Origin of the sequence: Dactylosporangium siamense (assembly GCF_016862795.1) — a bacterium.
GTDB classification, from domain to species: Bacteria; Actinomycetota; Actinomycetes; order Mycobacteriales; family Micromonosporaceae; genus Dactylosporangium; species Dactylosporangium siamense.
The window spans coordinates 137980-152537 of the sequence record NZ_BONQ01000096.1 but is presented as its reverse complement, the minus strand read 5'-3'; the positions used below and the strand labels follow the sequence as shown (position 1 = coordinate 152537).

Below are 14558 nucleotides of genomic sequence, written 5' to 3'. Positions count from 1 at the left end.
CCCGGCCCGAGCCCAACCCGGCCCGAGCCCAACCCGGCCCGAGCCCAACCCGGCCCGAGCCCAACCCGGCCCGAGCCCGACCCGGCCCCGCCCAGGCGAAACCTCAGGCAGGCGGCCGAGTGCCCTCAGGTGGTGGTCAGGCGCCGGAGGTGACCCGGTACGCGTCGTACACGCCGTCGATGCGGCGGACGGCGGCGAGCAGGTGGTTGAGGTGCTTCGGGTCGGCCATCTCGAAGCTGAACCGGCTGATCGCCACCCGGTCGCGGGTCGTCGTGACGGTCGCGGAGAGGATGTTGACCTTCTCCTCGGACAGGACGCGGGTGACGTCGGCGAGGAGCTTGTGGCGGTCGAGGGCCTCGACCTGGATGGCGACCAGGAAGGTGGAGGCGCTGGTGGGCTTCCAGTTGACCTCGAGGACCCGCTCCGGCTGCTCCTTGAGGTCGCCGGCGTTGGCGCAGTCGTCGCGGTGCACGCTGACGCCCCCGGAGCGGGTGACGAAGCCGAAGACGGCGTCGCCGGGGACCGGGGTGCAGCAGCGGGCGAGCTTGATCCAGACGTCGTCGACGCCGAGGACCTCGACGCCGGGGTCGGAGGCGGCGGTGCGGGTGCGGGAGGGGCGGGTCGGGATGGCGGTCTCGGCGATGTCCTCGACGGCGCCCTCCTCACCGCCGTAGCCGGCGACGAGGCGCTGCACGATCGACTGGGCGGAGGCCTGGCCGTCGCCGACGGCGGCGTAGAGGGCCGCGACGTCGGCGAGGTGCAGCTCGCGGGCGATCGTCATGAGCGACTCGGAGGTCAGCAGGCGCTGCAGCGGCAGGCCCTGCTTGCGCATGGCCTTGACGATCGCCTCCTTGCCGGCCTCGATCGCCTCCTCGCGGCGCTCCTTGTTGAAGTACTGCCGGATCTTGGTGCGGGCCCGGGGGCTCTTGACGAAGCCGAGCCAGTCCTGGGTGGGGCCGGCGGTCTCCGACTTGGAGGTGAAGATCTCGATGACGTCGCCGTTGGACAGCGTGCTCTCGAGGGGGACGAGCTTGCCGTTGACCCGGGCGCCGATGCACTTGTGGCCGACCTCGGTGTGCACGGCGTAGGCGAAGTCGACCGGGGTCGAGCCGGTGGTCAGCGCGATCACGTCGCCCTTGGGCGTGAAGACGTAGACCTCCTGGCTGGAGAGGTCGAACCGCAGGGCGTCCAGGAACTCCGACGGGTCGCTGGCCTCCCGCTGCCAGTCCAGCAGCTGCCGCAGCCACGTCATCTCGTCGATGTGGGCGGGCGGGCCGGCGATCGTGGCGTTCTTGGACTCCTTGTAGCGCCAGTGCGCGGCGATGCCGTACTCAGCGGTGCGGTGCATCGCGTAGCTGCGGATCTGCAGCTCGACCGGCTTGCCGGTGGGGCCGATCACGGTGGTGTGCAGCGACTGGTACATGTTGAACTTCGGCATCGCGATGTAGTCCTTGAACCGGCCCGGGACGGGCTGCCAGTTCGCGTGGATGACACCGAGCGCGGCGTAGCAGTCGCGGACCGTGTCGACCAGGATGCGCACGCCGACCAGGTCGTAGATGTCGCCGAAGTCGCGGCCGCGGACGATCATCTTCTGGTAGACGGAGTACAGGTGCTTCGGCCGACCGGTGACCTCGGACTTGATCTTCGCCGACTTGAGGTCGGTGGCGACCTTCTGGGTCACGGTGCGCAGCAGCGAGTCGCGCTGCGGGGTGTGCTCGGCGATGAGCCGGCTGATCTCGTCGAACCGCTTCGGGAACAGGGTCCGGAACGCGAGGTCCTCGAGCTCCCACTTGATCGTGTTCATGCCGAGCCGGTGCGCGAGGGGCGCCAGGATCTCCAGGGTCTCCTTGGCCTTCTGCTCCTGCTTGGGGCGGGGCAGGAAGGTCAGGGTCCGCATGTTGTGCAGCCGGTCGGCGAGCTTGATGACGAGGACCCGCGGGTCCTTGGCCATCGCGACGACCATCTTGCGGATCGTCTCGGCCTTCGCGGCGTCGCCGAGTTTGACCTTGTCGAGCTTGGTGACACCGTCGACGAGGAGCGTGACCTCGCCGCCGAAGTCGACCTGGATCCGCTCGATGGTGTATTCGGTGTCCTCGATCGTGTCGTGCAGCAGCGCCGCGACCAGGGTCGTGGTGTCCATGCCCAGGTCGGCGAGGATCGTGGCGACGGCCAGGGGATGCGTGATGTAGGGGTCGCCGGACTTGCGGTACTGCCCCTTGTGGAAGTGCTCGGCCATGTCATACGCCCGCTGCAGCAGCCGCACGTCGGCCTTGGGGTGGCTGGCCTTGTGCTGCGCGATGAGCGGCTCGAGGACCTCGCTGACCGACGGGCTCTGCCACGGCGCGTTGAACCGGGCCAGCCGGGCGCGGACCCGCCGGCCGGTCGGCGCGGCGCCGACCAGGCCCAGGGCGGTGCCGGTCATCGAACCGGCCGCCTCGGTCAGGTCCTCGGTGTCCTCACCGAGATCGTCCACGACCCGCCGCGCCGGCTTGGCGGGGGCCGGAGTCGGGATCGGGGCCGGAGTCGGGGCAGGGGCCTGTGTCGGAGTGGCCCCGTTGTAGCCGGGGTCGGTGGACCGGCGGTTGTGCTGCACGCCACCGTCGGGGGTCGGGAACTGCAGCACCACACCGCCTGCTTCGGCCGTCTCCGGCTCGGTGCCCTGCGGTGCCTGTTGCTGGTCGTCCTGCACGTGGACCGCCTCCGGTGTCGACGCAGCGCCCATCCGCTTGACCGTACCCCCCTTCGGGGATGCGATGTCGCCGGTCACCGGCCACTCCTCATCGCCGTCAACGTATGAACCGCAAGCGTACCCGCCCCCACCGACATTCCCAGGCTCCAAAAGGCCCGAAGCCGGGTCAGGACACGGTCAGCAGGGCATGAACCGGACGAGGTGCGATCCTGGACCGGCCCCCGAGGAACCCGAGCTCCAGGATCACGCTGAAGCCGCTGACCTGTCCGCCGGCGCGTTCGACGAGTCCGAGGGTGGCTGCCGCGGTACCCCCCGTCGCGAGCACGTCGTCGACCACGAGGACGCGCTCCCCCGCGGCGAACGCGTCCTCGTGGACCTCGAGGACCGCTTCGCCGTATTCGAGGGCGTAGCTCGCGGAGACGGTCGCGCGGGGCAGCTTGCCGGCCTTGCGCACCGGGACGACGCCCTTGCCGGTGGCGTAGGCGACGGCGGCGGCGATCACGAACCCGCGGGCCTCGATCCCGGCGACGACGTCGAAGCCGTCCGCGCCGTGCTCGGCGATGATCGCTTCGATCACCGCCCCGAAGGCCGGGCCGTCGGCGAACAGCGGCATCAGGTCCTTGAACAGGATGCCGGGCTTGGGAAAGTCGGGCACGTCGACGACCTTGCCGGCGACCAGGTCCGAGATCTCCACGGGGTTACCTCCCGAATGTGAAAGCCAAAAGCGAAACGCGGCACGGGCGCCGCTGCGAAGCGACGCCCGTGCCGGGTGAACGATGGATGGTGGGGCTCAGCGCCGGCCGGAGCCCGGCCTGCCCCCGGCCCGGGGACGCTTCGCCTGTCCGGGACGGGCACCCGGGCGGGCACCCGGCCGCGGTGCCGCACCGGCAAGCTCGGACCGCTCCCCCGAACCCGAACCCGACCGCCCGATCGGCACGCCGTCGCTGTCGACGGGCGGTGCCTGGGTGGCCTGCTTCGCCAGGGCGACGCGGCGGTTCGCGACGCGGGCCTCGTGCGCCTGCAGGCGCGGCTCGCGGGTCTTGAACTCGGCGAGGACCGGCGTGGCGAAGAAGATCGAGGAGTAGACCGCGACGCCCATACCGATGAACAGCACCAGACCGAGGTCCTTCAGCGTGCCCGCGCCGAGGAGGCCGGCACCGATGAAGAGCAGGCCGCCGACGGGCAGCAGGGCGACCAGACCGGTGTTGATGGAGCGCATCAGGGTCTGGTTGACCGCGAGGTTGGCGGCCTCGGTGTAGGTGCTGTTGTTGTTGCCGGTGATGCCGCGGGTGTTCTCCTGCACCTTGTCGAACACCACGACGACGTCGTACAGCGCGAAACCGAGGATCGTGAGGAAGCCGATGACCGTCGACGGGGTGACCTCGAACCCGACGAGCGAGTAGACGCCGCCGGTGAGGACCAGGTTCAGCAGCAGCGACGCGAGCGCCGCGACGGCCATCCGCCACTCGAAGCGGAACGCCAGGTACGCCGTCACCAGCGCCAGGAAGATCACCAGGCTCTGCAGGGCCTTGGTGGTGACCTGGCCGCCCCAGGAGGTGCTGACGGCGCTGTCGCTGATCTGGGTCGGGTCGATGTTGAAGGTGTCGGCCACCTTCTCCTTGATCTCGGTCTGCCGGGCCGCGTCGGTGATCAGTTCGGTCTTGATGACGTACTGCTTGTCACCGACCGTCTGGCCCGTCTTGACCTCGACGCCGGCGTCGCCGAACGCCTTCTCGACCGACTCGAGCGAGCCGACGCTGACCGGCACGTTGTACTGGTTGCCGCCCTCGAACTCGATGCCGAGCGTGAAGCCCTTGAACACCATGCTGCCGATCGCGATCAGCAGGGCGATCCCGGCGACGGTGAACCAGAGCCGCCGGCGACCGACGACGTTGACGTTGGCTTCACCACGGTAGAGCCGGGCTGCGATGCCACCTGTGCCGCTCATCGTCAGACCTCCTTCGGGCGGTTACGACGGGGGGCGGAGGACGCCACACCGGTGCCTGGACGCTGCTCGACGATCCGGCCGAGACCGGAGACCCGCGGTGACAAGAACGCTTTGCTGCGCGCGAACAACGTCATGATCGGATGACGGAAGAGGAACACCACGACGAGGTCGAGGATGGTCGCGACGCCCAGGGCGAACGCGAAGCCCTTGACCGAGCCGATGGAGAAGAAGTACAGCACCGCGGCCGCCAGCAGGGTGATGGCGTTGGCGGAGATGATCGTGCGGCGGGCCCGGACCCAGGCACGCGGGACCGCGCTGCGGGGGCTGCGCCCCTCCCGGATCTCGTCCTTGAGCCGTTCGAAGTAGATGACGAACGAGTCGGCGGCGACGCCCAGCGACACGATGAAGCCGGCGAACCCGGCGAGCGTCAGGGTGAAGCCCATGGTCCGGCCGAGCACGATCAGGGCCATGTAGACCATCGCGCCGGACAGCACCAGGCTGAGCGTGATGACCAGGCCGAGGAGCCGGTAGTAGAAGAACGAGTAGAGCACCACCAGCAGCAGGCCGATGCCGGCGGCGAGCACGCCCGCCTCCAGGTGCGAGCTGCCCAGCGTGGCGGAGATGCTCTGCGCGTCCTGCGGGACGAAGGACAGCGGGAGCGCGCCGTACTGCAGCTGGTTGGCGAGCAGCTCGGTGTCACGCTTGGTGAACGAGCCGGTGATCCGCGCGTCGCCGGGGATGACGCTCTCGATGACCGGCGCGGACACCACGGTGTTGTCGAGCACGACGGCGACCTGCGCGCTGTCGGTGCCGTTGTTCCACGCCTCGCGGGTCAGGTTGGTCCACTTGTCCTGGCCCTTGCTGCTGAACGACATCGTGACGATCCACTTGCCGTTCGTCGAGTCGATCGACGAGTCGGCCTTGGAGACGTCGGTGCCGAGCACCTTCGCGACGTCGAGCATGTACTTGGTGCCGGGCTCACACGCGACGGCCTGCACCTTGTCGTCCCGGATGGAGCCGACCGGCCGGTTGTTGAGCTTGTCGCAGGTGATGAACGGGATGTTGTACTGGATCGAGGGCGGCAGGACCGCGACCTCTTCCGGGGTCAGCGTCTTGAACGGCGCGTAGAGCTGGGCCTTCGACGGGTCCGCGGACAGGTCGACCGGCGCGGTCTCCTGGCTCGCGGCGCCCAGGGCGGCCACGCCGATCTTCTTCTCGACCTCGGCCCGCAGCTGCGCCACGTCGGGCGCCACGGGAGCCGCGGAGGAGGACGCCGACGCGGCGGCGGAGGACGCCGGTGCCGAGGACGCCGACGCGGAGGGCTTGGCGCTGGCGGACGTCGACGCGGACGGCTTGGCGCTGGCGGACGCGGAGGCCGACGCGGGCGCGGAGGCCGACGTGGAGGCCGACGCCGACGCGGACGCCGACGCCGACGGGTTGGTGTCGCCGGTGTCGCCGGTCGAGCTGAGCACCTTACGGAAGCGCAGTTCGGCGGTCTGGCCGATCTGCTTCAACCGGTCGTCGCTCTTGCCCGGCAGGGAGACGACGATGTTGGTGTCGCCCTCGATGACGACCTCGGCCTCGGAGACACCGAGGCCGTTGACCCGGCTGTCGATGATGTCCTTGGCCGTGTTCATCTGTTCTTTCGAGGGCGGCTTGCCGGTGTCGGTCTTCGCCTGCAGCGTGACGGTGGTCCCGCCGATGAGGTCGAGGCCGAGGTTCGGCTCAAGCCGATTTCGCCAGCCGCCGTCACCACCGAACCACACCCAGATGGCGAGCAGAACGAAGATGGTGCCGAGCACACCGAGCTGACGGCCCGGGTGCATCGGTGCCTGAGGTTGTGCCACGGCTGTCGGGTCTCCCTGCACTAACGCCGGCGGGGTGCGCGGCGTGCTTGTTCGTGGTGGCGGCGGTCAGTCGACGGACTTGGGCGTGGTCCCGGGCGCCGGTGTCTCGTCGTCCTCCGTCTCGGTGGCGTCGTCGTCGACGGCGTCGTCGCTGACTGCCTTCTGGTTCACCTTGCCGATCGCGGCCTTGGCGTATCTGGCGGTGACGCCGGGCGCGATCTCCAGCAGGACGCTGTCTTCGTCGATGCTGCGAATGGTGCCATACAACCCACCGACGGTGATGATCTCGTCACCGATCCCCATGGCGGACTGCATGTTCTGGACTTCCCGGCGGCGGCGCTGCTGCGGGCGGATCATCATGAAGTAGATGAGGGCGAAGATCCCCACGATGAACAACAGGGAGGTGTACCCACCGCCACCTGAACCCTGTGCCTCGGCGAACAGCACGATCATGGCCTTCCGGTCGGCTCGGGACCCAGGGGCCTGGGCGGACCGAGCGAAAGTATGAAGTCCGCGCGGCGGACCGCGGCGAGTCTAATCGGTGTGTCGGAAGACACGCAGACCGGCGTCTATCACGGTCCGATCACGACAGCTTGGGACGCTACGGCTCCAAGCTGAAAAGATCGGGCATTTGCGGCGATGTTCCCCCTGCGTGGCTCCCGCCACCGACGGTACCAGCGGGAACCGGCAGTCCGAGATGACGCCATGCACTTGGCGTGGCCACTCGCCCACGCGGAGTACGCGCCAGCAGCCCGGTGCGCAGCAGGAACGGTTCACAGACCTCTTCGACGGTGTCGGGTTGCTCACCGACGGCCACCGCGAGGGTGGACAGCCCGACCGGTCCCCCGCCCTGCCGGATCAGCGCCCGCAGCACCGCCCGGTCCAGGCGGTCCAGGCCCAGCTCGTCGACGTCGTACACGGCCAGGGCGGCCTTCGCGGCGGCCAGGTCGACCACCCCGGTGCCGCGCACCTCGGCGTAGTCCCGGACCCGGCGCAGCAGCCGGTTGGCGATCCGCGGTGTGCCGCGGGAGCGCCGGCCGATCTCGGTGGACCCCTCGTCGGTGATCGGCACGTCCAGGATCCGCGCCGAGCGGGCGATGATCAGCTCCAGCTCGTCGGGGTCGTAGAACTCGAGCTGGCCGACGAACCCGAAGCGGTCCCGCATCGGGCCGGTCAGCAGCCCGCTGCGGGTCGTCGCGCCGACCAGCGTGAACGGCTCCACGTCGAGGGGGATCGCGGTCGCGCCGGGGCCCTTGCCGACCACGACGTCGACCCGGAAGTCCTCCATCGCGCTGTACAGCAGCTCCTCGGCGGGCTTCGCGATGCGGTGGATCTCGTCGATGAACAGCACGTCGCCCTCGGACAGGCTGGTCAGCACCGCGGCGAGGTCCCCGGCCCGCTCGATCGCCGGACCGCTGGTCATCCGCAGCCCGGCGGACAGCTCCGCGGCGACGATCATCGCGAGGGTCGTCTTGCCGAGGCCCGGCGGGCCGGACAGCAGGATGTGGTCCGGCGGGCTGCCGCGGCGCAGGGCGCTCTGCAGCAGCAGGTCCAGCTGCTCCCGGACCCGGTGCTGGCCGATCAGCTCGGCGAGCCGCTTCGGGCGCACGCTCTGCTCGGCGGCCTGGTCCTCCTCCGCCGCGTACGCACTGACGAGAGGATCGGTCACCGGATGGTGCCCAGCATGCGGATCGCCTGCTTCAGCAGCACCGGCACCGGCGGGACGGTGCCGCCGTCGAGCTGCTCGGCGACGGCGGCGACGGCCTGGTCGGCCTGACCGGCGGTCCAGCCGAGCCCGGTGAGCGCCTGGCGGACCTGCTCGGCCCAGACCGCGCCGCCGCCGACCCCGACGAGGGCCGCGCCGTCGCCGGGCAGCGCGCCGATCTTGTCGCGCAGCTCCAGGACCAGGCGCTCGGCGCCCTTCTTGCCGATGCCCGGCACCCGGGTCAGCGTGGACGTGTCGTTGCCGGCGATGGCGCGGCGCACCACCTCGGGGGTGTGCACCGCGAGGACCGCCTGGGCCAGCCGCGGGCCGACGCCGGTCGCGGTCTGCAGCAGCTCGAACAGCTGCTTCGCCTCGTCGTCGGCGAACCCGTACAGCGTCAGCGAGTCCTCCCGCACGACCAGCGACGTGGCGAGCCGCGCCTCGTGCCCGACCCGTAGCTCGGCGAGGGTGTGCGGCGAGCACTGCACGGCCAGGCCGACCCCGCCGACCTCGATCACGGCCCCGTCCGGCGACACGGCGGCGACCCGCCCCCGCACACTCGCGATCATCGTGCTCTCCTCAGTGCCGCCTGGATGCGGTCCCGGGTGCCGCCCCTCCAGACATGACAGATTGCCAGAGCGAGGGCGTCGGCGGCATCGGCGGGCCGGGGCGCGACCGACAACCGCAGCAGCCGGGTCACCATCGCCGTGACCTGTGCCTTGTCCGCGGTGCCGTTGCCGCTGACGGCGGCCTTGACCTCGCTGGGGGTGTAGGTCTGCACCGGCAGGCCGGCCCGGGCGGCGACCAGGATCGCGACCGCGCCCGCCTGCGCCGTGCCCATGACGGTGCGCACGTTGTGCTGGCTGAAGACCCGCTCCACCGCGACGGACTCCGGGCGGTGCTCCTCGACCAGCGCGGTGAGCCGCTGGTCCAGGTTGAGCAGCCGGTGCGCCAGGTCCAGGTCCGGGTCGCTGGTGACCACCTCGTAGTGGATGAGCTTGCACGGCTTGCCGGGCACGCCCTCGACCACACCGACGCCGCAGCGGGTCAGCCCCGGGTCGACCCCCAGCACGCGCACCGAAACCCCCTCATACGTGTGTTCGACACAGTAGCGGACGCGTCGAGGGGACCAGGAACACGACACACACATCGAGTGCGCCGAAGGTATGTGGGTGGGCCCCATGGGACGCGCGCACGAAGGCTCGTACGTTTCCCGCCATGACGACGCCACATCCCGTTCCGCCGCACCAAGTGGTCGCCTTGGACCTGCGTGGCCGGACCGCACTGGTGACCGGTGCGGGCAGCGGCATCGGCCGGGGTGTCGCCGTGCGCCTGGCCGCCGCCGGCGCCACGGTGGTGGCCGTCGACCGGGACGCCGAATCGTTGAAGCTCCTCGCCGACGACTTCGGTGTGGTGCCGGTGGTCGCCGACCTCTCCGAACCCGACGACGCCGAGGAACGGCTCGCGGGCCACTGGCAGGCCGACATCCTGGTGAACAACGCCGGCCTGCAGCACGTCGCGCCGCTCGAGGACTTCCCGCCGGAGCGGTTCGCCTACATCCAGACCGTGATGGTCGAGGCGCCGTTCCGCCTGACCCGCCGGGTCCTGCCGCACATGTACGCCAGGGGCTGGGGCCGCGTCGTCAACATCTCCTCCGTGCACGGCCTGCGCGCCTCGCCGTTCAAGTCCGCCTACGTCACGGCGAAGCACGCCCTGGAGGGCCTGTCCAAGACCGTGGCCCTGGAGGGCGCCCCGCACGGCGTCACCAGCAACTGCATCAACCCCTCCTACGTGCGCACACCCCTCGTCGAGGGCCAAATCGCGGCGCAGGCGGCCACCCACGGCATCGACGAGGCCGAGGTCGTGGAGAAGATCATGCTCACCAGCGCGGCGATCAAACGACTGATCGAGCCGTCGGAGGTGGCCGAGCTCGTCGCGTACCTGTGCACCGACGCCGCCGGATTCATCACCGGCACGTCGGTCGCGATCGACGGCGGCTGGACCGCGCACTAGCACAATGGGGGTGTGACGATGCTGGAGTACCTGGAGCTGCTCGCGCGGGAGGCCGCCGCGGTCGAGTTCGAGGGCCCGCTCGTCGCCGCCCGCAACGCCGGCCTGCCGCCGGACCGACTCGCCGAGCTCGAACAGGCGAAGATCGTCGCCCTGCGCGTGCGGGCGCTCCTCGAACGCCGCCGGCGCCGCGAGGAGGAGCTCTCCGGGCTGTTCGACACCGCCAGCGACCTGGCCGGCCTGCGCGACGTCGACGCCGTCCTCGCCGCCATCGTGCACCGCGCCCGGACCCTGCTCGGCGCCGACGTGGCGTACATGACGCTCAACGACGAACACCACGGCGACACCTACATGCGCGTCACCGACGGCTCGATCTCCGCCAAGTTCCAGGCCCTGCGCCTGCCCATGGGCGCCGGACTCGGTGGCCTGGTCGCGCAGAGCGGCAGCCCGTACGTGACGGCGAACTACCCCGAGGACGCCCGCTTCCGGCACACCGGCGACATCGACGCGGGCGTCGGCGAGGAAGGCCTCGTCGCGATCCTCGGCGTGCCGCTGCGGCTCGGCTCGCGCATCATCGGCGTCCTGTACGCCGCGAACCGCTCCGCCCGCCCCTTCGCCCGCGAGGAGGTGTCCCTGCTGGTGTCCCTGGCCGCGAACGCCGCCGTCGCGATCGACACCGCCCGGCTCCTCGGCGAGACCCAGGCGGCCCTGGAGGAGCTGTCCGCGGCCAACGGCATGGTCCGCGCCCACAGCGACTCCGTCGAACGCGCCGCCGCCGCCCACGACCGCATGACCGCCCTGGTGCTGCGCGGCGCCGGCGTCGAGGACATCGCCGAGGTCGTCACCGAGGTCCTCGGCGGCGCCCTGCTGGTCCTGGACGCCGACGGCCGCCGCCAGGCCAGCGTCGGCGCCCTGGAGCCCCCCGACGCCAGCGCCATCGCCGAGGCCCTCGCCGCGTCCCGGACGGAGGGCCGCAGCGTGCGCCGCGGCCCCCTGTGGCTCGCCGCGGTCGTCGCCGGCGCCGAGAACCTGGGCGCGCTCGTGCTGCGCCCGGACCGTCCCCTCGTCGACGCCGACCAGCGCATCCTGGAGCGGGCCGCGGTCGTCACCGCCCTGCTGCAGCTCTTCCGCCGCACGGTCGCCGAGGCCGAGGGCCGGGTCCGCGGCGAGCTGCTCGACGACGTCATCACCCGCCCGGTCCGCGACGCCGACTCCCTGCGCACCCGCGCGAAACGCCTCGGCGTCGACCTGGACGCCCCGAACGTCGTCGTGGCCGTCGGCGAGGACGCGGTCGCGGGCGGCTCGGCGCGCCAGCGCGCGGTGTCGTGGGCGCAGACGTACGCGCAGGCCCGTGGTGGCCTCGCCGCCGCCCGGGACGGGCACGTGGTGCTGCTGCTGCCCGGTGAGGCGGCCGGTCCGCTCGCCCGCACCGTCGCCCGCGACCTCGGCAAGCTCCTCGGCCGCCCGGTCACCGCCGGCGCCGGCGGCCCCGCGACGGGTCCGGCCGGCATCGCGGCCGCCTACCGCGACGCGGACCGGTGCGTCATCGCCCTGGCCGCGCTCGGCCGCGGCGGCGCCGGGGCCAGCACCGCCGAGCTGGGCTTCGTCGGGCTGCTGCTCGGCTCGGCCCCGGACGGCCGGGACCGCGACGTCGAGCAGTTCCTGGGCTCCACCATCGGGCCGGTCGTGGACTACGACGTGCGGCGCGGGACCGCGCTGGTGAAGACCCTCGAGGCGTACTTCGGGGTCGGCGGCAGCCTGGCCCGGGCCGCGGAACTGCTGCATGTGCACGTCAACACGGTGACGCAGCGCCTCGAACGGATCGGGCAGCTGCTGGGAGCGGACTGGCAGAAGCCGGAGCGGGCCCTGGAGGTGCAGCTGGCGCTGCGCCTGCACCGGTTGCGCGCCTGAGCCCGCCGATACACCGAAATTTCGGATATGTCGTCGGCGAATGCCGGCGACATATCCGGCGAGACATTCCGCGTGGACGGCCGGCGGCGAATGCCGCCGACCTGTCCGGCGGGGGCGGTCAGGCGCGGGCGCCGCGCAGGACCGCGTCGACCAGGTGCTCGGCGAAGCCCTCGTCGGGCACCGCCGGGTTCCACCGCAGCATGTTCTGCACGATCGCCGGGCCCGACAGCATCAGCAGCGTCAGCTCCACGTCGAGGTCCGCGCGCAGCTCGCCGCTCTCCACGCCGCGGCGCAGCACGCCGCGCATCACGTCGCGGCGGGGTTCGACGACGCCGGCCTGGTAGACCTTGTGCATCTCCTCGCTCTTGACGAGCTCGGGGAGCAGGCAGGCGGTGACCTTGCCGTAGCGGTGCATGCGCTTGGTGCGCATGCCGGCGAGCAGGGTGACCAGGTCGTCCCGGACGGAGACGCCGGCCGGCTCGGGGATCGGGCCCTTCATCGTGGTGACGGCGTCGATGAGCAGGGCTTCCTTGTTGGGCCAGCGACGGTAGATCGTCGCCTTGCCCACGCCGGCGGTCGCCGCGACCGCCTCGATCGACAGGGCGTCGGCGCTCTGGCCGGCGCTGAGCAGCTCCAGCACGGCCTCGATGATGGCCTCGTCCGCGCGCGCGGAGCGGGGCCGGCCGGGACCCTTACGGTCCTGGTCGGCCACCGCATCCACGCTCGCCGTCGTCATGGCTTCCATTGTTGCCGAGTTCTCACCCGGAAGCCACACGCAGCTGGCTGGCAGGTCATCACACGTCTACCAGCTCGACACCCTGTTCCTCCGCGAGGCTCTCCGCGGTGGTGGGTGCTGGGGCGGTCGCCGGGCGCTTGCCGGGCAACCAGACGAACGCGACGGCGGCACCGAGGACCGCGAAGACCGCGGAGCCGATCGCCGAGTAGTGCATCGCGGTGATGAAGGCGTCGTTGGCGTGCTGGATCAGCGCCTGCCCGGCGGGCCCGACGTTCGCCGCGACACCGTACGCACCGGAGATCGACTCGTCGGCGACCGCCTTCGCGGCGGCCGGCAGGCCGGTCGTGGAGTCTTCGACGCCACTGCGGTAGTAGGAGCTGATGACGGCGCCGAGCGCGGCCACGCCGAGGGCGCCGCCGACCTGACGGATGGTGTTGCTGACGGCCGATCCGACGCCGGCCTTCTCACGGGGCAGCGCGGCCATGATCGCCTCCGTGGCCGGCGGCATCACGTTGGCCATGCCGACGCCCATGACGAAGAACAGCGCGCCGACGACCCAGATCGGGGTGGTCGCGCCGATGAAGATCCAGCCGGCGAGGCCGAGCGCGACCAGGAGCAGGCCGGTGGTGCTGACCGCCTTGGGGCCGTAGCGCTTCACCATCGCGGCGCTGCGCGGGGCGAACACCAGCTGGCCGAGCGCGAACGGCACGAACAGCGCGCCGGAGGCCAGGGGGCCGTAGCCGCGGACCAGCTGCAGGTAGAAGGCGCTGGTGAACATGGCGCCCATGGCGGCGAAGAAGACCAGGCCGATCATCGCGGTGGAGGCCGAGAACTGGCGGTTGGCGAAGAGCCGCACGTCCAGCGACGGGAACTCGACGCGCCGCTCGTAGATCACGAACGCGGCGAGCACGACGACCGCGGCGACCAGGGTGCCCCACGACTTGAGCTCGCCGAAGCCGGACTCGCCGCCCTCGATGACGCCGTACGTGAGCAGGGTCAGGCCGATGATCGACAGCAGGACGCCGACGAAGTCGATGCGGCCGGGCCGCGGGTCCTTCGACTCGGGGATGAGCACGCCGACCAGGATCACGCCGACGACCACGATCGGGACGTTGATCAGGAAGACCGAGCCCCACCAGAAGTGCTCCAGGAGCAGGCCGCCGACGATCGGGCCGATCGCGACGCCGAGACCGACGGCGCCGGCCCAGACGCCGATCGCCTTGCCGCGCTCGCGCGGGTCGAAGACGTTGGCGATGATCGACAGGGTCGACGGCATGACCGCCGCGGCGCCGAGGCCCATCAGGGCGCGGGCCCAGATCAGCTGGCCGGGCGTGTCGGAGTAGGCCGAGACCAGCGACGCGATGCCGAACAGCACGAGCCCGACGGTCAGCGAGATCCGCCGGCCGAGGCGGTCGGCGAGGATGCCGGCGGTGAAGAGCAGGCCGGCGAAGACCAGGGTGTAGGAGTTGATCGCCCATTCGAGCTCGCTCTGGGTGGCACCCAGGCCGTGCTTCGGGTCGGCGATGGTGCGCATCGCGACGTTGAGCACCGTGTTGTCGAGCACGACGACGAGCAGGCTGATGACGAGCACGCCGAGGATGGCCCAGCGTCGAGGATGTCCGGTGTTGGCTGGTGCGGTTGTGGCTGCGTCCATGTGTGCATGCCCCCAGTGAGCGAACGCCTTACGATACGGAACAGTTCCGTATCCTCGA

At 71.2% G+C, this 14558-nt stretch carries 12 protein-coding genes; 2 read left to right on the top strand and 10 right to left on the bottom strand.

What is annotated here, in order from left to right; all coding sequences use genetic code 11:
- Nucleotides 1-136 precede the first annotated feature (136 nt).
- The 8 genes from Dsi01nite_RS31575 to ruvC form a co-directional block, all read right to left on the bottom strand.
- Nucleotides 137-2722: a RelA/SpoT family protein gene (locus Dsi01nite_RS31575; RefSeq protein ID WP_203849956.1), complete on the bottom strand. Its 2586-nt coding sequence runs from the start codon at nt 2720-2722 to the stop codon at nt 137-139.
- 133 nt (nt 2723-2855) lie between these two features.
- Nucleotides 2856-3383 (bottom strand): adenine phosphoribosyltransferase, encoded by a 528-nt coding sequence (locus Dsi01nite_RS31570; RefSeq protein ID WP_203849955.1) that lies wholly within the window; start codon nt 3381-3383, stop codon nt 2856-2858.
- A 96-nt stretch (nt 3384-3479) separates the two neighbouring features.
- Nucleotides 3480-4637 carry a protein translocase subunit SecF gene (gene secF / locus Dsi01nite_RS31565; protein ID WP_203849954.1) on the bottom strand — a complete coding sequence of 386 codons (1158 nt, stop codon included), beginning with the start codon at nt 4635-4637 and terminating at the stop codon, nt 3480-3482.
- A gap of 2 nt (nt 4638-4639) precedes the next feature.
- A complete protein-coding gene (gene secD, locus Dsi01nite_RS31560; RefSeq protein WP_203849953.1) occupies nt 4640-6484 on the bottom strand; it encodes a protein translocase subunit SecD in 1845 nt (614 codons plus the stop codon).
- A 66-nt stretch (nt 6485-6550) separates the two neighbouring features.
- A complete protein-coding gene (yajC, locus tag Dsi01nite_RS31555) occupies nt 6551-6931 on the bottom strand; it encodes a preprotein translocase subunit YajC (protein ID WP_203849967.1) in 381 nt (126 codons plus the stop codon).
- A 154-nt stretch (nt 6932-7085) separates the two neighbouring features.
- Nucleotides 7086-8153, bottom strand: coding sequence for a Holliday junction branch migration DNA helicase RuvB (gene ruvB / locus Dsi01nite_RS31550; RefSeq protein WP_203849952.1), 1068 nt, complete (start codon nt 8151-8153; stop codon nt 7086-7088).
- Nucleotides 8150-8758, bottom strand: a complete 609-nt coding sequence (gene ruvA / locus Dsi01nite_RS31545) for a Holliday junction branch migration protein RuvA (RefSeq protein WP_203849951.1) — start codon at nt 8756-8758, stop codon at nt 8150-8152. The genes ruvB and ruvA overlap by 4 nt, the downstream gene beginning before the upstream one ends.
- Entirely contained in the window at nt 8755-9267 is a 513-nt protein-coding gene (gene ruvC, locus Dsi01nite_RS31540) for a crossover junction endodeoxyribonuclease RuvC (RefSeq protein WP_203849950.1), read from the bottom strand. The genes ruvA and ruvC overlap by 4 nt, the downstream gene beginning before the upstream one ends.
- A gap of 140 nt (nt 9268-9407) precedes the next feature.
- Here ruvC and Dsi01nite_RS31535 point away from each other — a divergent pair, with 140 nt between their 5' ends.
- A complete protein-coding gene (locus Dsi01nite_RS31535; RefSeq protein ID WP_203849949.1) occupies nt 9408-10202 on the top strand; it encodes a 3-hydroxybutyrate dehydrogenase in 795 nt (264 codons plus the stop codon).
- 18 nt (nt 10203-10220) lie between these two features.
- On the top strand, nt 10221-12110 hold the full coding sequence (locus tag Dsi01nite_RS31530) for a helix-turn-helix domain-containing protein (RefSeq protein WP_203849966.1): 1890 nt from the start codon (nt 10221-10223) through the stop codon (nt 12108-12110).
- Between the two features lie 118 nt (nt 12111-12228).
- On the opposite strand, the gene Dsi01nite_RS31525 is transcribed toward Dsi01nite_RS31530, so the two are convergent.
- Nucleotides 12229-12846, bottom strand: a complete 618-nt coding sequence (locus tag Dsi01nite_RS31525; RefSeq protein WP_308442118.1) for a TetR/AcrR family transcriptional regulator — start codon at nt 12844-12846, stop codon at nt 12229-12231.
- 58 nt (nt 12847-12904) lie between these two features.
- Nucleotides 12905-14500 (bottom strand): MFS transporter, encoded by a 1596-nt coding sequence (locus tag Dsi01nite_RS31520; protein ID WP_203849947.1) that lies wholly within the window; start codon nt 14498-14500, stop codon nt 12905-12907.
- Nucleotides 14501-14558 lie beyond the last annotated feature (58 nt).